This window comes from Azospirillum palustre, from assembly GCF_002573965.1.
GTDB classification, from domain to species: domain Bacteria; phylum Pseudomonadota; class Alphaproteobacteria; order Azospirillales; family Azospirillaceae; genus Azospirillum; species Azospirillum palustre.
Window position 1 is genome coordinate 164,623 of the sequence record NZ_PDKW01000041.1, and the last position, 17,802, is coordinate 182,424.

At 67.5% G+C, this 17,802-nt stretch carries 19 protein-coding genes; 4 read left to right on the top strand and 15 right to left on the bottom strand.

The genetic code is table 11. The features are described from left to right. Positions 1–46: 46 nt before the first annotated feature. The 7 genes from CRT60_RS14505 to CRT60_RS14535 all read right to left on the bottom strand — a co-directional run bounded on the left by CRT60_RS14505 (position 47) and on the right by CRT60_RS14535 (position 5,281). Positions 47–658: an OmpA family protein gene (locus CRT60_RS14505; protein ID WP_098737136.1), complete on the bottom strand. Its 612-nt coding sequence runs from the start codon at positions 656–658 to the stop codon at positions 47–49. Positions 659–828: 170 nt separating this feature from the next. Next, positions 829–1,365 (bottom strand): gamma carbonic anhydrase family protein, encoded by a 537-nt coding sequence (locus tag CRT60_RS14510; RefSeq protein WP_098737137.1) that lies wholly within the window; start codon positions 1,363–1,365, stop codon positions 829–831. Between the two features lie 177 nt (positions 1,366–1,542). Then, the gene (gene argC, locus CRT60_RS14515) at positions 1,543–2,619 is read right to left on the bottom strand and encodes an N-acetyl-gamma-glutamyl-phosphate reductase (RefSeq protein WP_098737138.1); all 1,077 of its coding nucleotides are present in this window, start codon (positions 2,617–2,619) and stop codon (positions 1,543–1,545) included. A gap of 132 nt (positions 2,620–2,751) precedes the next feature. After that, positions 2,752–3,240: a 30S ribosomal protein S9 gene (gene rpsI, locus CRT60_RS14520; RefSeq protein ID WP_098737139.1), complete on the bottom strand. Its 489-nt coding sequence runs from the start codon at positions 3,238–3,240 to the stop codon at positions 2,752–2,754. 2 nt (positions 3,241–3,242) lie between these two features. Continuing rightward, on the bottom strand, positions 3,243–3,707 hold the full coding sequence (rplM, locus tag CRT60_RS14525; RefSeq protein WP_098737140.1) for a 50S ribosomal protein L13: 465 nt from the start codon (positions 3,705–3,707) through the stop codon (positions 3,243–3,245). 185 nt (positions 3,708–3,892) lie between these two features. Beyond that, positions 3,893–4,387 carry a PaaI family thioesterase gene (locus CRT60_RS14530; RefSeq protein WP_244592506.1) on the bottom strand — a complete coding sequence of 165 codons (495 nt, stop codon included), beginning with the start codon at positions 4,385–4,387 and terminating at the stop codon, positions 3,893–3,895. A gap of 72 nt (positions 4,388–4,459) precedes the next feature. Then, a complete protein-coding gene (locus CRT60_RS14535; protein ID WP_098737141.1) occupies positions 4,460–5,281 on the bottom strand; it encodes an outer membrane lipoprotein in 822 nt (273 codons plus the stop codon). A 364-nt stretch (positions 5,282–5,645) separates the two neighbouring features. Between CRT60_RS14535 and CRT60_RS14540 the strand changes: the two genes are divergently transcribed. Beyond that, positions 5,646–6,602 (top strand): formylglycine-generating enzyme family protein, encoded by a 957-nt coding sequence (locus CRT60_RS14540; RefSeq protein WP_098737864.1) that lies wholly within the window; start codon positions 5,646–5,648, stop codon positions 6,600–6,602. 12 nt (positions 6,603–6,614) lie between these two features. On the opposite strand, the gene CRT60_RS14545 is transcribed toward CRT60_RS14540, so the two are convergent. Further along, on the bottom strand, positions 6,615–7,514 hold the full coding sequence (locus CRT60_RS14545) for a LysR family transcriptional regulator (RefSeq protein ID WP_098737142.1): 900 nt from the start codon (positions 7,512–7,514) through the stop codon (positions 6,615–6,617). A gap of 108 nt (positions 7,515–7,622) precedes the next feature. On the opposite strand from CRT60_RS14545, the gene CRT60_RS14550 reads away from it, so the two are divergent. Both CRT60_RS14550 and CRT60_RS14555 read left to right on the top strand, forming a co-directional pair. Further along, on the top strand, positions 7,623–8,255 hold the full coding sequence (locus CRT60_RS14550) for a glutathione S-transferase family protein (protein WP_098737143.1): 633 nt from the start codon (positions 7,623–7,625) through the stop codon (positions 8,253–8,255). A 130-nt stretch (positions 8,256–8,385) separates the two neighbouring features. Then, the gene (locus tag CRT60_RS14555; protein WP_098737144.1) at positions 8,386–9,267 is read left to right on the top strand and encodes a 5'-nucleotidase, lipoprotein e(P4) family; all 882 of its coding nucleotides are present in this window, start codon (positions 8,386–8,388) and stop codon (positions 9,265–9,267) included. Positions 9,268–9,308: 41 nt separating this feature from the next. On the opposite strand, the gene CRT60_RS36460 is transcribed toward CRT60_RS14555, so the two are convergent. The 7 genes from CRT60_RS36460 to urtA all read right to left on the bottom strand — a co-directional run bounded on the left by CRT60_RS36460 (position 9,309) and on the right by urtA (position 15,913). Then, entirely contained in the window at positions 9,309–9,461 is a 153-nt protein-coding gene (locus CRT60_RS36460; protein ID WP_167421718.1) for a hypothetical protein, read from the bottom strand. A gap of 187 nt (positions 9,462–9,648) precedes the next feature. Beyond that, complete coding sequence (locus CRT60_RS14560; protein WP_098737145.1) at positions 9,649–10,053, bottom strand: COG4315 family predicted lipoprotein; 405 nt, start codon at positions 10,051–10,053, stop codon at positions 9,649–9,651. 112 nt (positions 10,054–10,165) lie between these two features. Continuing rightward, positions 10,166–10,861 carry an urea ABC transporter ATP-binding subunit UrtE gene (gene urtE, locus CRT60_RS14565; protein ID WP_098737865.1) on the bottom strand — a complete coding sequence of 232 codons (696 nt, stop codon included), beginning with the start codon at positions 10,859–10,861 and terminating at the stop codon, positions 10,166–10,168. A gap of 14 nt (positions 10,862–10,875) precedes the next feature. Then, complete coding sequence (urtD, locus tag CRT60_RS14570; protein WP_098737146.1) at positions 10,876–11,622, bottom strand: urea ABC transporter ATP-binding protein UrtD; 747 nt, start codon at positions 11,620–11,622, stop codon at positions 10,876–10,878. A gap of 3 nt (positions 11,623–11,625) precedes the next feature. Further along, positions 11,626–12,786 (bottom strand): urea ABC transporter permease subunit UrtC, encoded by a 1,161-nt coding sequence (gene urtC / locus CRT60_RS14575; protein ID WP_098737147.1) that lies wholly within the window; start codon positions 12,784–12,786, stop codon positions 11,626–11,628. Positions 12,787–12,789: 3 nt separating this feature from the next. Beyond that, a complete protein-coding gene (gene urtB / locus CRT60_RS14580; protein WP_098737148.1) occupies positions 12,790–14,427 on the bottom strand; it encodes an urea ABC transporter permease subunit UrtB in 1,638 nt (545 codons plus the stop codon). Positions 14,428–14,602: 175 nt separating this feature from the next. Continuing rightward, on the bottom strand, positions 14,603–15,913 hold the full coding sequence (gene urtA, locus CRT60_RS14585) for an urea ABC transporter substrate-binding protein (RefSeq protein WP_098737149.1): 1,311 nt from the start codon (positions 15,911–15,913) through the stop codon (positions 14,603–14,605). Between the two features lie 367 nt (positions 15,914–16,280). Here urtA and CRT60_RS14590 point away from each other — a divergent pair, with 367 nt between their 5' ends. After that, complete coding sequence (locus tag CRT60_RS14590; protein WP_098737150.1) at positions 16,281–17,789, top strand: L,D-transpeptidase family protein; 1,509 nt, start codon at positions 16,281–16,283, stop codon at positions 17,787–17,789. Positions 17,790–17,802: the final 13 nt, after the last annotated feature.

Genomic DNA, 17,802 nt, shown 5'->3' on the forward strand with positions numbered 1-17,802 from the left:
GGAAGGCCGTTCCGAAACCCCCGGAGCGGCCCCCTGCCAACCGTCCTTAAGACGACGGAGCGTTCAGCAGGCGCGGCAGGATCTGCGCACGACGGTTGGACGGCTCGCGGACGTTCGGACCGGTCTGGACCAGCAGCTGGCTCTCGCCCTTGCCTTCGGTCGTGATGTTGGCAGCCTGGACGCCCTTGGCGACCAGGGCCTTCTTGACCGCGTCGGCGCGACGCAGCGACAGCTTCTGGTTGTAGGCCGGCGTGCCCGAGGTGTCGGTGTGGCCGACGACGTGGATCTTGGCGCCACCGTTCTTCAGGATGGCCGACACCGCGTCACCGATCACGCGATCGGCGGCCGGGGTGATGTTCGACTTATCCCAGTCGAAGAACACCAGATATTCGCTCTGGACCGCGGCAACGGCGGCCGGAGCCGGAGCGGCAGCGGCCGGCGGGCACGGATAGCTGCCCTGATGGATGACGTAGCCGCCGTCAGCGGTGCGGGCGGCGACGCCTTCCGACACCTGACCGGTCCAGCCGATGACCGGGTTGCACCACTGGGTGCCCTTGCCGACCAGGCTCGCGTCCTGGGCATTGGCGGCCGCCGACAGACCGAAAGCGACGATGGCGGCCGGGATGGCAGCCAGACCCGCGCGAACAATAGTCTTCATTGTCTTCACTCCCTTCCAGAACCCTTCCCCATCAGAGTGCCTGCGGGGGATGAACGTATCAATCGAAGCAACGGCCCACGTGCAAGCGCGGCAGCGACCTTCCCAACATGTGGTGTGCGGCGATGTTCCGACACCTCAGCCGTTCGGCCGAACCGTACCTGTACCTTGACCTATGCTCCACTTCCATAGCAGCTTTTCCTGTAGGATTCTGCCAAATCCGTATAACGGTGGCTGAGCACAGGAAAAACCGCGAGATCCTTTTCCGTAAGCTCGCGGACCGGTCTAGCAGGGCTGCCGGCCCACAAAAATCCGGACGTAACCCGCTTTCCGGGAGTCACCAGAGCACCGGCCGCAACCATCGCCCGCGACTCGACATAAGCCCCATCCAGGATGCAGGCCTTCATGCCGATGAAGCAGCCGTCTTCCAGCGTGCAGGCGTGCAGCAACGCCATGTGGCCGACGGTGATGTCGTCGCCGATGTAGGTGCCCTGCCCTTCGGAGGCCACGTGGATCACGGTGCCGTCCTGAATGTTGGTGCGAGCGCCGATTCGGATCTCGTTGACGTCTCCACGCACGGTGCAGCCGTACCAGATGCTGCTGTTCGCCCCGATCACGACATCGCCGATCACCGCCGCCGTTTCCGCGATGAACGCGGTCGGGTCGACGGTGGGCAGGATGCCGTTGAAGGCGCGGACAAGGCCAGTCATCAGGTCGTACCGAAGTCGTGCATGACGGGCCGGATTGAAGCACCGTAAGGCTTAAGGCACCACCTGATTTCGCATTGACAGGCCAAAGCAAATCCCGATTGGTGCCTCTGTGCAACAGTGCGGACAGAGGGCCACAACGCTGTCACAGCCCGCCGCCTATCCTTTCGCGGTAGCCGATTACGGGAAAAGCGGCGCCTGATCGATGCCGGTCGTCTCGCCCAGCCCCATCATGACGTTCATGTTCTGGATGGCCTGACCCGACGCGCCCTTCACCAGATTGTCGATCACCGACACGATGATGGCGCTGCGCGGGGCGCGGTCGGCGACCACGCCGATCAGATTGTGGTTGGACGCACGGACATGGCGCGTCGCCGGCACCACGCCGGCCGGGGTCACACCGACGAAGGGCTCGTCGGCATAGCGGGCGGCCAGCGTCGCCCGCAGGTCGTCGGCGGTGACGCCATCGGCCATGCGGACATAGATGGTCGACATCATGCCGCGGTTCATCGGCACCAGATGCGGGGTGAAGGAGACGGTGACCGGACGGCCGGCGGCCAGCCGCAGCTCCTGCTCGATCTCCGGCATGTGGCGGTGATGGCCGACGCCATAGGCGTTGAAGCCCTCCGACACCTCGGTGAAGAGGTTGGCCTGCTTGGCGTCGCGGCCGGCGCCCGACACGCCGGACTTGGCGTCGATGACGATGCCGCCCGGCTCGATCTGGTTCTCCAGCAGCAGCGGCAGCAGCGGCAGCAGCGAGCAGGTCGGATAGCAGCCCGGGTTCGCCACCACCCGCGCCTTGCGCACGCCCTGGCGGTTGAACTCGGTCAGGCCGTAGGCGACCTCCTTCTGAAGATCGACGGCGCGGTGCTCATGCCCGTACCAGGTGGCGTATTCGGCCGGGTCGGTCAGGCGGAAATCGGCGGAGAGATCGACCACCTTCAGCCCGCTCGGCAGGCCGGCGACCACCTCCTGCGTCGTGCCGTGCGGCAGGGCGCAGAAGATGAAGTCGAGGTTGCCCCACTTCAGCTCCTCGATCTTCACCAGATCGGGCAGGCCATAGCCGCCCAGATGCGGGAACACCTCCGCCATCGGCTTTCCGGCCTGTCGTTCGGCGGTCAGCGCGGCGATCTCCACATTCGGGTGGCGCAGCAGCATGCGCACCAGTTCGGCGCCGGTGTAACCGGAAGCGCCCAGGATGCCGACGCGGATTTTCGAACCGCCGGGAGTGCTGCCCGGAATGCTGATGGAGGCCATGGAACCGATGTCCTTCGCTTGACGGGAGGAACGTTGAGGTTTGGGTAGGCGTGAGGTGAGGACAAAAAGAAAGGGGCGCCCCTTTCGGGACGCCCCTCGCTTGTACCGTAAAGCAGCAGGCCCGTGTAGGGATTAGCGCTTCGAGAACTGGAAGCTGCGGCGGGCCTTGGCGCGGCCGTACTTCTTACGCTCGACCGTACGGGCGTCGCGGGTCAGGAAGCCGGCGGCCTTCAACGGCGGGCGCAGGGCCGGCTCGAAGTAGGTCAGCGCCTTGGAGATGCCGTGACGGACGGCACCGGCCTGGCCCGACAGACCGCCGCCGGCAACGGTGGCGACGACGTCGAACTGCTCCGAACGCTCGGTCACGCCGAACGGCTGGGCAATCATCATGCGCAGCACCGGACGGGCGAAGTAGACCGACTGGTCGCGGCCGTTCACGGTGACCTTGCCGGAGCCCGGCTTGATCCACACGCGAGCGACGGCGTCCTTGCGCTTGCCGGTGGCGTAGGCGCGGCCCTGGGCGTCCAGCTTCGGAGCGGCGAGCTCCTCGGAGACGGTCGCAGTGGCGGCAGCGCCCGTCAGTTCCTTAAGGCCGGAGAGGGTGGTGGTGACCTGGGCCATGCTTACGCGCTCCGCTTATTCTTCGGGTTCAGGGCGCCGATGTCGATGGCGACCGGCTGCTGCGCATCGTGCGGATGCGTGGCACCCTTGTAGACCTTGAGGTGGGTCATCTGCTGGCGGCCGAGCGGACCGCGCGGAACCATGCGCTCCACGGCCTTCTCGATCACACGCTCCGGATACTTGCCGTCCAGGATCTGACCCTTGGAACGGCCCTTGATCCCACCCGGATAGCCGGTGTGCCAATAGAAGATGTCGGCGTCGCGCTTGTTGCCGGTCAGCTTCACCTTCTCAGCATTGATCACGACGATGTGGTCGCCGCAATCCATGTGGGGGGTGTAGGTCGGCTTGTTCTTGCCACGCAGGATGTTCGCCAGGATGCTGGCAAGCCGGCCGAGAACGAGGCCGTCGGCGTCGACGACGTACCACTTCTTCTCGATCTCGGTCGGCTTCAGATTGAAGGTCTTCATCGCCACACTCGTTTCTTCGAATACGGATCGGCTGGCCGCCGATACCGGGGCGCCGAAGCGGACGGTTTTCTACGGGCCGGAACACACCTCTGTCAACGGAAAAATTATCATTGTATTTCAATAGGTTAAAAGCGCGGTAACATAATACCGTGCCGCCAAACCTGTTGATTCAAAAGGATTTTTTATCAGGCTTCCTCGGTACGGTAATGAGATACCGCGACGGAGACGGGGTCATGCGGCGGGATCGAGTAGGTTCCGGTGACATGGGCGACCGGCTCCGGGTCGCCCTCGGAGAACAGCAGGATCTCGCCATAGGCCAGCCGCTTGCCGAGTTTCAGCACGCGCGCTTCCGCAATGATGGCGACGGGCGGCGGGCGGCGCAGGAAGTTGATGGTCATGCTGGTGGTCACCGCCAGCTCGACCCGGCCGATCAGGCTCAGCACCGCGCCATACAGCGCCACGTCGGCCAGCCCGAACATCGCCGGGCCGGTGACGGTGCCGCCGGGCCGGACGAAGTCGTCCTTGTAGGGCAGGCGCAGGCGGATCGTGCCGGCGCCCAGGCTTTCGACGACGACGCCGAAGTTCCCGACCAGGGGAACCCCCTCGCGGATCAGATCCTCCAATTCCTCCTTCGTCATGGCGGGAACGGGAGCGGCGGCGGAACGGTCGGCGGCGGACATGGGGCCTCGGTCGGTGAACTTGGCTGGGTCACCGGACTGTGCGCCATCCCGTCCATTCGGACAAGTATGGTGCTACTCGGCCGGCTTGGTCTCTGCCGGGGCCGTGGGCGAAGCGGGGGGAGAGGCGGGAGCCGCCGCTGCGGGTTCCGCCGCTGCCGAAGGAGCGGTGGGGGCCGGGCCGGCGGGGGGAGTGTCGGTGGGGGCGGTCAGGCGGACCGGCCCACCGCCGCTGGCAGGCTGCGCCGGACCGGTGGCGGACTGCTCGGCCGGAGCGGGGTCGGCAGCCGGAGCCGGTTCGGCAGGCGGGGCGAGCGGCACCGCCTTGATGTCCGACTTCGGGGGCTCGGGCCGCGACATGTCGGCTTTGGGCGTCTCGGCCTTGGCAGGCTCGGGCTTCGCCGAATCGGCCTTCGCAGAGTCGGGATCGGCGGGGGTGGAATAGTCGGGGACGATGCGGGCCTGGCTGCCGGTGATGACCAGCACCTTCTGGCCGATGGGCAGCGGCTGCGGCTCCTTCTGGGTCAGCGACAGCAATTCGCCGTTCGATTTGCGGACGATGTATTCCCAGCCGTTGGTGTCGCCGGCGATGTGCTCCATCGCCGTGCCCAGCAGACCGCCGATCGCCGTGCCGCCGACGGTGCCGAGCGCGGCGTTCATGCCGCCCGTCCCGACCTGTGCGCCCAGGATGCCGCCGGCCGCCCCGCCGCTGACGGCGCCGACGGTGCCGTTGGCGCTGATCGCCACCTGGCGGAAGCCGACGACGATGCCCGCCTCGACCTTGTTGGCCTGCTGGACCGCGCTGGAGGCGTAGGTGTTGGGAGAATAGTCGGAGGTGCAGCCCGCAAGACCGCCGACAGCGGCGATGAACAGGCAGAGAGAGACCGATCGAAGCACGGGCGAACCATCCGTTTTGAAACCCCGCCAAGTTTCTTACGGCAAAGTCCCCCGACTCGTCACCGGGCAAAATCCGGACGCGACGGGAATGCTGCATTGCAGCAGAGCGATGGCCGGGAAAGACCTTGTCCTTCCCGGCCACCATGAATGCGGAAAGCGGCCCAGCGGCCGGCGGTCGGTCGCCGGAGCCGAATGCGTCATACCGCGAAAGGGCGAACCTCCGGCTGTGGTGCCCCAATACCGGTTGAGGTACCGGCTGGAAGTGCCCCGACCGGGACACGGACGCGCGGTTGCCGGACGCAGCGCGCTGCGGGGAAATGGCTCCATGATCCGCACCGGCACCTCGGCAAGAGACATTCCCGCCATGACCATCACACTGCCCGGCTCCGTCGGTGCGGTCGTCGCCCTCATCCTGATGCTGACGGCCCTGGCCGCCTGGCGCCGGGTGGAGCCGGACGATCTGACCGGCTGGCGGGCCGAACGGCTGGCGGCCTACCATGCCTGGCAGGCGGGCAGCCCAGCACGCGAGGTCTGGGACCATCCCGACGCGCCCGTCCTGGTCACCATCCCCGCCGGCAGCTATCTCCAGGGCTCCCCGGCGACGGAGACGGAACGCTTTCCCGACGAGCCGCCGCAAACCCCGGCGTCGATCCAACATCCCATCGCCGTCGGCAAATATCCGGTCACCCGCGGCGAATATGCCAGCTTCATCCGGGACAGCGGCTATCGGCCACGGACGGTCTGCCGCGGCTATGCCGGAGAGACGGAGCTGTTGCCGCGCTGGCATTTCTCCTGGCGCCGGCCGGGGTTCGCGCAGACGAACAACGACCCGGCGGTCTGTGCGAGCTGGTACGACGCCAAGGCCTATGTGGACTGGCTCAGCCGCCGGACCGGCAAGCGCTATCGCCTGCTGACGGAGACGGAGTGGGAATATGCGGCCCGCGCCGGCACCCGGACCGCGCGCTGGTGGGGTGACGATCCGGCCAGGGGATGCGATGCGGCGAACGTCGCCGACCTGTCGGCCAAGGACCGCTTCACCGACTGGGAGGTGGCGAACTGCCGCGACGGCGCTCTGTTCACCTCGCCGGTCGGCAGCTACCGCGCCAACGGCTTCGGCCTTTACGACATGCTGGGGAATGTCTGGCAATGGGTGGAGGACTGCGCCCCGGACGGCCGGCCCGCAGCGGCCTGTTCGCAGCGGACGATGCGCGGCGGGTCGTGGCACAGCAACCCGCGCTATGCCCGCTCCGCCGTGCGCCGGGTGGACGCGGCGGAGAGCGGCTATGCCGCCTACGGCATCCGCGTCGCCCGCGATCCCTGACAGGGTCGCATGTCAGCTGCGCAGAACCTCCAGCGCCGACAGGCCCTGCACTGCATGGTCGAGGAAGGCGCGCACCCGGCCGGGCATCAGCCTTGCGGTCGGCACCACGACATGGACCGGCAGCGGCTCCGGCTCGGCGTGCGGCATCAGGCGCACCAGCGTGCCGGCGGCGAGGTCGTCCGCCGCCTGATAGGACAGCGGACGGGCGATGCCATGCCCGTCACGGGCGGCGAGCAGGGCCGGCTCGATGTGGCTGACCGCCAGCTTCGGCGTCACCCGCAGCACCCGCTCCCGCCCGTCGATCAGAAAGCGCCAGTCCGGCGGGCCGGGCCGGGCCGTCGTCAGGATGATGTCGTGGCCGGACAGATCCTCCGGCATCGACGGCGTGCCGCGCCGCGCCAGATAGCCGGGGCTGGCGACCAGAAAGCGCCCGACCTGCCCCACCCGCCGGGCGACGAGGCCGGAATCGGGCAGCGGGCCGATGCGGATCGCCACGTCCAGTTCCTCCTCGATCAGGTCGAGGTTGCCGTCGGACAGCGTCAGCTCGACGCGGATGTCCGGAAACTCCCGCATGAAGTCGAGGACCAGAGGCGTCACATGCTTGCGCCCGAACATCACCGGTGCGGTGACCCGCAACCGCCCGCGCATCGGCCGGTCGGTTCCGGTGGCGGCCAGCGCCTCGTCGTAATCGGCCAGCAGGCGGCGCGCCTGCTCGGCCAGCCGCCGGCCGGCATCGGTGGGGGCGAGGTTGCGGGTGGTGCGCTCGATCAGCCGCACACCCAGCCGCTCCTCCAGCCCCGACAGCGCACGGGTGACGGCAGGCGCCGACCGCCGCAGCCGCTTGGCCGCCCCGGCAAGGCTGCCGGTCTCCAGGATCGCGACGAAGATCGTCAGTTCATCCAGCCGGTCCACAATTCTTCCATTTCCTGAAAGAGTCCCTTTTCATCAAAGCGCATTCCTGCGAAGCGGCGCAAGTGGTTGGCTGTGGGCATCCGCGCTCCACAGAGAAGAGGCATTGCCATGGGCACCGGCACCGATCCCGCCATCACGCTGTACGGCACGCCGCTGTCGGGTCATGCCCACCGGGTCGAAGCCTTCCTGAACATCCTCGGCCTGCCCTATCGCTATGTCGAAGCGAATGCCGCGGTGCGCCGGTCGGATGCCTTCCTCGCCCTGAACCCGTTCGGACAGATCCCGGTGCTGGTCGACGGCGATCTCGTCCTGCCGGACTCGGTGGCCATTCTCGTCTATCTCGCCGACCGCTACGACGCTTCCGGCCTGTGGAACCCGAAGGCGCCGGACGAGGCGGCGCAGGTGCAGCGCTGGCTGTCGGTCGCCGCCGGCGACCTGCGCTTCGGGCCGGCGCTGGCGCGCATCCTGACCCTGTGGGGCGGGGCCGGGACGCTGGCCGACGCGCACAGGATCGCGGAACGCCTGCTGCGCTTCATGGACAGCCATCTGGCGACCCGCGACTGGCTGGCGGCGGAGCGGCCGACCATCGCCGACATCGCCTGCTACGCCTATGTCGCCCGCGCCCCGGAAGGCCATATCCCGCTCGATCCCTATCCGGCGGTGCGGCGCTGGCTGGAGCGGGTGGAGGCGATTCCGGCGCTGACCCCGATGCCGGAAAGCGCCATCCCCCAGCCGGCCTGAGTCCCTAAGGCGGGCCGCGTGACGCAAGCGTTTCTGGGCATGGTAACGCAAGCGTCACGGGACCGTCGCCAAGCACCCGAATCTGTGCTTCGATGACAGTTCCATGACACTTGATGGATGGATTGAGTCGATGCGCAATTCCGCCTGTTCCGGGCGCTGGTCGCTGCTGTCCGGTGCGGTTGCCCTTTCCCTTCTGGCAGGCCCCGCCCTGGCGGCGGATCCGGCTCCTCAAGGCCCGGTGCCGCAAAGCGATCTTCTGAACGCCGAGCTGTGGATGCAGCGGTCGGTCGAATACAAGGCGAACTCGCTGGCGGTCTATGCGCTGGGCAGGATCCAGCTGGACAAGGCGCTGGCCGAAAAGAGCTGGACCGCGGCGACGGAGCAGACCGGCAACTACCAGGATCTGCCGCCGGCCGTGGTGCTGGACCTGGACGAGACGGCGATGGACAACTCCGCCTATCAGGCCGGGCTGGTCACCACCAACGGCGAATTCTCGTCGAAGACCTGGGATGCCTGGGTGAAGGCGGAGAAGGCGACGGCGGTGCCGGGTGCCGTGGAGTTCACCCAATACGCCGAATCGAAGGGCGTGAAGGTGTTCTACGTCACCAACCGCAACGCCGACCAGGAAGAGCCGACCCGCCGCAACGCACAGGCGCTGGGCTTCCCGATGGGCGGCAACGTCGATACCTTCCTGATGTCGAAGGAAAAGCCGGACTGGGGTTCGGCGAAAGGGACGCGGCGCGCCTACATCGCCAAGGAGTACCGGATCGTTCTGCTGTTCGGCGACAATTTCGGCGACTTCAGCGATGCCTACAACGGCAGCGAGGCCGACCGTCTGAAGGCGTTCGAGGCGGCGAAGGAGCATTTCGGGCGCGACTGGCTGATGCTGGCCAATCCCGGTTACGGCTCGTTCGAGAGCGCGCCCTTCGGGCATAATTTCAAACTGTCGGCGGACGAGAAGCGGGCCAGGAAGATCGGCGCGCTGGAGCCCTGGGTGGCACCGGCCCAATAACAGCTTGAAAGGACGGTGCGCCGGGCCTGGAGTGTCGAGCTTCAGAAGATCAGGCGCACCGCTTCCACGATCAGCAGCCACGGCGTGCCGATCATGACGGTCCAGACCGCCAGACGCGGCAGGCCGCTCATCTTGCGGACCTTCGGTTCGGCGGAGGGGGCGGCTTCGAACGAGGCGGCGTTGTAGATCGACATGACCTGCGGCTCCGTGAGCAAGATGGCGTTGAGGTCATCATGCGGTTCGGATCCTTAACGACCTTTAAAGAGCGCGGCCCGCGAAGTCGGCGTTTGCGCATTACCTCGACCGGATAAGTACACTCCCGGCGAAGGCAGGGCCGTGGCACCGGACGACAGTAACCACGGCCCCGCGATACCCCGAACGTTATGGCTTCGCCACATGCCAGACGTTGTTCACGCCGTCGCCGGTGGTGTCGCCCGGCTTCGCATCCTTGGCCCAGCTGTAGAGCGGCTTGCCGTTGTAGGCCCATTGCCGGCTTCCGTCGTCGCGGGTGACGACGCTGTATTTGCCCATCGGCTTTGCGGAGGCGGGAGCCATAAGCGGCGGCCAGTTGGTCGCGCAAGGCCCGTTGCAGGCCGACTTGCCGGCACCGTCCTTGTCGAAGACATAGAGCGTCATGCCCTTCGCGTCGGTCAGGACGGGACCCATCGCGGTCTTGCCCGTCATTGCCGGTTCCTTGTCCTGGGCAAAAGCGGGGGCAATAACGGGCGCGCCGGACAGGACGGCCCCCAGGCCGATGGCGGCGGCGATACGGAGTGCGGACTTCATTGCGCGGTTCCTCCCGAAACAGGCCCGCCGGACGGCAGGCCCGATGAATCGAGGACGCAATGGGACCGCGGATATTCCGCCCGTCACCGGCCGGAAGGCCATGCCATCGGTGTTATACCGTCAGGTATTTGCGGACCTCCCGCTCGTCCAGGCCGCTACGCGGACCGGACAGCATCACCTCGCCGCGCTCCATCACCACCCAGTCGTCGGCAAGGTCGCGGGCGAAGTCGAAATACTGCTCGACCAGCAGGATCGCCATGGTGCCCTTGTCGCGCAGGTAGGAGATGGCGCGGCCGATGTCCTTGATGATCGACGGCTGGATGCCCTCGGTCGGCTCGTCCAGCACCAGCAGGCGCGGGCGCGTCACCAGGGCGCGGCCGATGGCGAGCTGCTGCTGCTGGCCGCCCGACAGGTCGCCGCCGCGGCGCTCCAGCATGGATTTCAGCACCGGAAACAGCTCGAACACCTCGTCGGGGATCGAGCGCTGGGCCCGCGGCAGCGGGGCGTAGCCGGTCAGCAAATTTTCCCGCACCGTCAGCAGCGGGAAGATCTCGCGCCCCTGCGGCACATAGGCGATGCCCCGCCGCGCCCGGTCGGCCGGCGCCATCTTCGTCACGTCGGCGCCGTCCCAGCCGATGGAGCCGCCGGACACCGGCTTCAGCCCGACGATGGCGCGCAGCAGGCTGGACTTGCCGACGCCGTTGCGGCCGACCAGACAGGTGACCTTGCCGATTTCGGCCTTCATGGACACGCTGCGCAGAGCCTGGGCAGCGCCGTAATGCAGATCGAGAGAACGAACGTCGAGCATCATGGGATCTCCCGTCAGCGGCCGAGATAGGTGTCGATGACCTGTTGATTGGCGCTGACCGCGTCCAGCGAGCCTTCGGCGAGGACCGAGCCCTCGGCCAGCACCGTCACCTTGACGCCCAGCGCGCGGACGAAGCTCATGTCATGCTCCACCACGATCACCGAATGCTTGCCGGCGATGCTGCACAGCAGTTCGGCGGTCTGTTCGGTCTCGGCGTCGGTCATGCCGGCGACCGGCTCGTCGACCAGCAGAAGCTTGGGGTCCTGGGCCAGCAGCATGCCGATCTCCAGCCACTGCTTCTGGCCGTGCGACAGGCTGCCGGCCTGCCGGCTGCGCAGGGCGGACAGGCGGGTGATGTCGAGGATCTCCTCGATGCGGGCCCGGTCGTCGCGGCTGATGGCGTAGGTCAGCGTCTTCAGCGGCCGGCGCGGCGCCTTCAGCGCCAGTTCCAGATTGTCCCACACCGTGTGCGGCTCGAAGACAGTCGGGCGCTGGAACTTGCGGCCGATGCCGAGGTTGGCGATGGCCGCTTCGCGCAGGCGGGTCAGGTCGGTATCGCCCTCGAACAGGATGGTGCCGGTATCGGGGCGGGTCTTGCCGGTGATGACGTCCATCATCGTCGTCTTGCCGGCGCCGTTGGGGCCGATGATCGCCCGCATCTCGCCGGGCATCATCACCAGCGACAGGCCGTTCAGCGCCTTGAAGCCGTCGAAGCTGACCGACACGCCGTCGAGATAGAGAAGGGTCGATTCCGCGCTCATGGGTCAGGCTCCCTTCTGGCCGGTGGCTTGGTTCGCGGTTTGGGCGTTGGGGAGAGGGGAGGCCTTGCGGCCGGGCAGCTTCGCCTTCAGCTGCGCGCCCAGCCCGAGCAGGCCCTTGGGCAGGAACAGGGTCACCGCCACGAACAGGCCGCCCAGCGCGAACAGCCACAGCTCCGGCAGGGCGCCGGTGAAATAGCTCTTGCCCATGTTGACCAGCACCGCGCCGAGGATGGCGCCGGCCAGCGTGCCGCGTCCGCCGACGGCGACCCAGATCACCGCCTCGATCGAGCTGGCCGGGGCGAATTCCGACGGGTTGATGATGCCGACCTGCGGGACGTAGAGGGCGCCGGCCACGCCGGCCATGCAGGCCGAAAGGGTCCAGGCGAACAGCTTGTAGCTCTCGGTGTCGTAGCCCATGAAGCGGACGCGGCTCTCGGCGTCGCGCAGCGCCACCAGCACCTTGCCCAGCTTCGAGCCGATGACGCCGGACGCGATCATGTAGGAGAGCGCCAGGGCCACGACCGTCGCCACGAACAGCGCGACGCGGGTGGTGTCGGCCTGGATGTCGTAGCCGAGGATGTCCTTGAAGTCGGTCAGGCCGTTGTTACCGCCGAAGCCCATGTCGTTGCGGAAGAAGGCAAGCAGCAGGGCGAAGGTCAGCGCCTGGGTGATGATCGACAGATAGACGCCGGTGACGCGGCTGCGGAAGGCGAACCAGCCGAAGGCGAAGGCCAGCGCACCCGGCACCACCAGCACCATGATGGCGGCGAACCAGAAATGGTCGAAGCCCAGCCAGTACCAGGGCAGCTCCTTCCAGTTCAGGAAGACCATGAAGTCGGGCAGGACCGGGTTGCCGTAGACGCCGCGCGGGCCGATCTGCCGCATCAGGTACATGCCCATGGCGTAGCCGCCGAGCGCGAAGAAGGCGGCGTGGCCGAGCGACAGGATGCCGCAATAGCCCCACACCAGATCGAGCGCCAGCGCCAGCAGCGCGAAGCACAGGTATTTGCCCAGCAGCGAGACGGTGAAGATCGACAGGTGGAAGGGCGAGTCCGCCGGCACCCACAGCGTCATCGCCGGCACGGCGACCGCCAGGAATGCTAGGATCGCCAGGACGATCCCGGCCTTGCGGTCCAGACCCATCAGGAAAAAGCGCAGCAGCATCGGTCAGGCCTCCACCGCGCGGCCCTTCAGCGCGAACAGGCCGCGCGGACGCCGTTGGATGAACAGGATGATGAAGATCAGCACCAGGATCTTGCCCAGCACCGCCCCGGCATAGGGTTCGAGGAACTTGTTCATGGTCCCCAGCGTCAGCGCACCGACCAGCGTGCCCCACAGGTTGCCCACCCCGCCGAACACCACGACCATGAAGCTGTCGAGGATGTAGCCCTGGCCGAGGTTCGGGCTGACATTGTCGATCTGGCTCAGCGCCACCCCGGCCAGCCCGGCGATGCCGGAGCCGAGCCCGAAGGTCAGCGCGTCGACCCGCGCGGTGCGGATGCCCATGGCGTTGGCCATCGGCCGGTTCTGCGTCACCGCGCGGATCGACAGGCCGAACCACGTGCGCTTCAGCGCCACCAGCAGGGCCGCGAAGACGGCGAAGGCGAAGACGACGATCCACAGCCGGCCGTAGGTGATGGTCAGGCCGCCCAGTTCGAAGGCGCCGGACATCCAGCTCGGCGCGCCGACCTCGCGGTTGGTCGGGCCGAAGATGGAGCGGACGGCCTGCTGGAGCGCCAGCGACAGGCCCCAGGTGGCGAGCAGCGTTTCCAGCGGACGGCCGTAGAGCCAGCGGATCACGCTGCGCTCGATGACGATGCCGACGCCCCCCGACACGAGGAAGGCGGCGGGCAGCGCCACCAGGATCGACAGGTCGAACAGGCCGGGAGCATGGGCGCGGAAGAACTCCTGCACCAGGAAGGTGGTGTAGGCGCCGATCATCACCATCTCGCCATGGGCCATGTTGATGACGCCCATCACGCCGAAGGTGACGGCGAGGCCAATGGCGGCCAGCAGCAGCACCGAGCCCAGCGACAGCCCGTACCAGAGATTTTGCAGAGCGGCCCAGAAGGCCAGCTTCTGTTCCAGGGTGGAGACGGCGGCTGCGGCCGACCGCTTGGTGACGTCGGATGCGCCGGAGCCGGCGACCATGTTGAGCAGCACCAGCGCGTCGCGGTCGCCGCGGGCGGTCAGCGTGTCGGTCGCCGACTGGATTTCGGCGTCGGTCATCTTCGACGCGGCCTCGCCGGTCAGCAGGATGGCGGCGCGCGCCTGCTCCATGGCGGCGCGCACGCCCTTGTCCTGCTCCTTGGCGATGGCGGCGTTCAGCGTCTCCAGCGCGGAGGCGTCGCGGCTCTTGAACACCGCATCGGCGGCGGAGCGGCGGACACCGGCATCGGGGCTCATCAGGGTGAGGGCGCCCAGCGAAGCGCTGATGGCGCGGCGGAGCGAATTGTTGATGCGGATCTTCTCGACCGCGGCGGCCGGCGCATCGCCGAGCGCGGCGCGGGTCAGCGGGTCGGTCAGGGTGAAGGCGTCGCCGGCCTTGCGGGCGACGACGACGGTGCTGTCGGCCTTGCGCACATAGAGGTCGCCGGCCTGGAGCGCCTCGATCACCGGCACGGCGGCCGGGTCACCGGCCTCCGACAGTTGCGTCAGGGCCTTTTCGGTTCCGGAATAGCCGCCGCTGCCCAGGGCCTGGACGAGCGGGCGCAAATCAATTGCTCGGGGATCGGCGGCATAGGCGGCGGTCGATGTGGCAACCACCACACAGACGGCCATCAGCCAGCGGAGAGCGCGTCGCATCGGGAGTCCTTCGGTGCAGGGGCGATCCAGGGGCGGTGCGGGAGGAGCGGTGCGGGGAGCTGGAAACGCGAAACGCTTGCCCTCTCCCCTCCCCCGCCCGGCGGGAAAGGGGAAAGGGCAAGCGTCGCAACCACTCAAGCTCAGATAAGGACAGGTCAGAGAGGGAAGGCGGTCCTCACGACCCCTTGCCGCCGCACTTGCCGGTCTTCACGTTGAAGTTGCCGCAGGACATCGGCTTGCGCCAATCGGCGATCAGGTCCTTGCTGTCCGGCAGGAAGTCCGACCACTCGTCGCCGGGCACCAGGCCCGAGGTCTTGGAGACGACGTCGAACTGGCCGTTCTCCTGCACTTCGCCGATCAGCACCGGCTTGGTGATGTGGTGGTTCGGCAGCATCGCCGAATAGCCGCCGGTCAGGTTGGGCACGGCCACGCCGACCATGGCGTCGATGACCTTGTCCTGCTCGGTGGTGCCGGCCGCCTCGACCGCCTTCACCCACATGTTGAAGCCGATGTAATGGGCTTCCATCGGGTCGTTGGTGACGCGCTTGTCGTTCTTGGTGTAGGCCTTCCAGGCCTTGATGAAGTCGGTGTTGGCCGGGGTCTCGACCGACTGGAAGTAGTTCCACGCAGCCAGATGGCCGAGCAGCGGCTTGGTGTCGATACCGGCCAGCTCTTCCTCGCCGACCGAGAAGGCGACGACCGGAATGTCCTGCGCCTTGACGCCCTGGTTGCCCAGTTCCTTGTAGAAGGGAACGTTGGCGTCGCCGTTGATGGTGGAGACCACCGCGGTCTTCTTGCCGGCCGACCCGAACTTCTTGATGTCCGCCACGATCGACTGCCAGTCGGAATGACCGAACGGCGTGTAGTTGATCATGATGTCTTCGGGCTTGACGCCCTTGCTCTTCAGGTAGGCTTCGAGAATCTTGTTGGTCGTGCGCGGATAGACGTAGTCGGTGCCGGCCAGCACCCAGCGCTGGACCTTTTCCTTCGACATCAGGTAGTCGACGGCCGGGATCGCCTGCTGGTTCGGCGCGGCGCCGGTGTAGAAGACGTTGCGGGAGGACTCCTCGCCCTCATACTGGACCGGGTAGAAGAGGATGTTGTTCAGTTCCTCGAACACCGGCAGAACCGACTTGCGGCTGACCGAGGTCCAGCAGCCGAACACGGCCGACACCTTGTCCTTGCTGATCAGCTCGCGCGCCTTTTCGGCGAACAGCGGCCAGTTGGAGGCGGGATCGACCACCACCGGCTCCAGCTTCTTGCCCAGCAGGCCGCCCTTCTTGTTCTGCTCGTCGATCAGCATCAGCATGACGTCCTTGAGCGTCGTCTCGCTGATTGCCATCGTGCCGGACAGGGAGTGCAGGATGCCCACCTTGATGGTGTCGTCCGCCGCCTGGGCGGGCATCGCGAAGGATGCCATCGCACCCATGGCCAGACCGGCCAGCGCGCCGATCCCGAAGCTCGACGTCAGTTGCTTGGTCCGCATGAAGTTGCCCCCTTCCTTTGGCGCCCCGGTTGCTCCGGGGCTTCGCCACATCGTCGAGGGAAAAGCTAACGCGCATGCGAAAGGCGGTATCTACGTCAAATGACACATACGGCCACGCCCCCGGCTCCATGGCCGGCTTCGCGGTGTTACCTCCGGCGAAGGTTCGGAATAAATCCGCCGCCACGGCGTCCAACCAGTGGATGAGCGCGTGTAACGGCAACAGCCCTCTACGGGTAAGATGGCGATGCAAGGGAGCAACAGTGTGAACAGCAGAGCTGCCGACACCAAATGTCGCTTGCGGATCTGGAATGCCTCGTCGAAGGATACAGCGCACGATCCTTTCCGTTCACGTTCCGGTCCCGTCGCCATGCATGATGTCCGCCACCCGATCTCCCGACGCTCCGCCGCCCTGCTGATGGTCGGCGGACTGGCCGGCATCGTCCTGAGCGGTCCGGCGCTTGCCGCAGCGGCGAAGGAAGCGGTGCATGCCGCCAAGCCGCCGCTGGTTGCCGGCTGGGCCGCGGCGCTGGAACAGCGTGCGCTGGAGGTGCAGAACGCGCCCAAGGCACAGGTCACCCGCATCGGCTACGGCGCCGTTGTCAAGAAGGGCGACGGCGGCGTGGTCGAGAGCGTCGCCCCGGCGATGGACGTGCCCCCTGCCGACGTGCAGCAGGCGCAGGCCCCCACCCTGCCCGGCCTGGAACCGGTGGAGCCGGCGCCGCCGGTGGTCATCACCGTGCGCTCGCCGCTGGCCGACCGCGTCGGCAAGGTGTCGCGCCGCCTGATCGAGATGGGCTTCCTGTCAGCCGACAAGTGGACCGACAGCTTCAACGACGATGTCGAGACCGCCGTGCGCGCCTTCCAGCTCGCCGAGGGGCTGCAACCCGACGGCAAGGTCGGCGAGGTGACCCGTCAGGCGATGGACCGCACGCCCGCCCAGACCGTGGCGCTTCTGCGCCGCGCCGCCGCGGCGATGCGGGCGCAGCAGGCCTCCATTCCCGACACCACCATCCTGGTCAACCTGCCCGGCCAGTCCGTCACCCTGATCGAGCATGGCCGCCCGGCCTTCACCATGCGTGCAGTGGTCGGCCGGCCGTCGCGCAAGACGCCGCTGCTCCAGGACAAGGTGACCAGCGTCACCATCAACCCGACCTGGACCGTGCCGCCGACGGTGCTGAGCGAGGACAAGCTGCCGGCCCTGCGCAAGAAGGGCACCACCGGCATCAAGAACGCCGCCGTCTATCTGGACGGGTCGGAGGTCGCCAACACCCAGTCGGTCAACTGGTGGTCGGTCGACCCCGGCCGCGTGCGCATCGTCCAGAGGCCGGGCGACGACAACGCGCTGGGCCGCTTCCGCTTCAACCTGACCAACGGTGACGGCATCTTCCTGCACGGCACCAACGACCCGCGCCTGTTCAGCCGCGACCTGCGCGCCGCCAGCTCCGGCTGCGTCCGGCTGGAGGACGCCCGGATGATGGCGGAGACGCTGCTGGGTGCCGCGAAGGTGACGCCGGCCGGCATCGGCCAGCAGCTCGACACCGGGGAGACCAAGACGATCCGGCTGCCGAACGCCATCCCCGTGCGCTTCGTCTACTGGAACGCCTCGGTCGACACCGCCGGTGTCGTGCGCGTCCATCCCGACATCTACGAGGATCCGCCCACGCTGGCGACGCCGTCGGGCCAGTCGGGCTCTGCGGCACCGGCGATGTCGGGCAACCCGCCGTCGGCCAGCCCGGTGACGCCGGTGTCGACGCCGCGCCCGCTGTCCAAGCCGGCGCCGCTGCCGGTTCCGCCCACCGCCCATGCGCCGACGTCGCTGTCATCGGCGTCGATCCCGGCTCCGGCCAAGCCGCTGCCGACCTCGACCGGCATGTGAGGCAGGGGTACAG

Bases quoted from the DNA above. Each gene is read 5' to 3' on its own strand.
- CRT60_RS14505 (WP_098737136.1), bottom strand. From the start codon at position 658: ATGAAGACTATTGTTCGCGCGGGTCTGGCTGCCATCCCGGCCGCCATC.
- CRT60_RS14510 (WP_098737137.1), bottom strand. From the start codon at position 1,365: ATGACTGGCCTTGTCCGCGCCTTCAACGGCATCCTGCCCACCGTCGAC.
- argC (WP_098737138.1), bottom strand. From the start codon at position 2,619: ATGGCCTCCATCAGCATTCCGGGCAGCACTCCCGGCGGTTCGAAAATC.
- rpsI (WP_098737139.1), bottom strand. From the start codon at position 3,240: ATGGCCCAGGTCACCACCACCCTCTCCGGCCTTAAGGAACTGACGGGC.
- rplM (WP_098737140.1), bottom strand. From the start codon at position 3,707: ATGAAGACCTTCAATCTGAAGCCGACCGAGATCGAGAAGAAGTGGTAC.
- CRT60_RS14530 (WP_244592506.1), bottom strand. From the start codon at position 4,387: ATGTCCGCCGCCGACCGTTCCGCCGCCGCTCCCGTTCCCGCCATGACG.
- CRT60_RS14540 (WP_098737864.1), top strand. From the start codon at position 5,646: ATGACCATCACACTGCCCGGCTCCGTCGGTGCGGTCGTCGCCCTCATC.
- CRT60_RS14550 (WP_098737143.1), top strand. From the start codon at position 7,623: ATGGGCACCGGCACCGATCCCGCCATCACGCTGTACGGCACGCCGCTG.
- CRT60_RS14555 (WP_098737144.1), top strand. From the start codon at position 8,386: ATGCGCAATTCCGCCTGTTCCGGGCGCTGGTCGCTGCTGTCCGGTGCG.
- CRT60_RS36460 (WP_167421718.1), bottom strand. From the start codon at position 9,461: ATGTCGATCTACAACGCCGCCTCGTTCGAAGCCGCCCCCTCCGCCGAA.
- CRT60_RS14560 (WP_098737145.1), bottom strand. From the start codon at position 10,053: ATGAAGTCCGCACTCCGTATCGCCGCCGCCATCGGCCTGGGGGCCGTC.
- urtE (WP_098737865.1), bottom strand. From the start codon at position 10,861: ATGCTCGACGTTCGTTCTCTCGATCTGCATTACGGCGCTGCCCAGGCT.
- urtD (WP_098737146.1), bottom strand. From the start codon at position 11,622: ATGAGCGCGGAATCGACCCTTCTCTATCTCGACGGCGTGTCGGTCAGC.
- urtC (WP_098737147.1), bottom strand. From the start codon at position 12,786: ATGCTGCTGCGCTTTTTCCTGATGGGTCTGGACCGCAAGGCCGGGATC.
- urtB (WP_098737148.1), bottom strand. From the start codon at position 14,427: ATGCGACGCGCTCTCCGCTGGCTGATGGCCGTCTGTGTGGTGGTTGCC.
- urtA (WP_098737149.1), bottom strand. From the start codon at position 15,913: ATGCGGACCAAGCAACTGACGTCGAGCTTCGGGATCGGCGCGCTGGCC.
- CRT60_RS14590 (WP_098737150.1), top strand. From the start codon at position 16,281: ATGCATGATGTCCGCCACCCGATCTCCCGACGCTCCGCCGCCCTGCTG.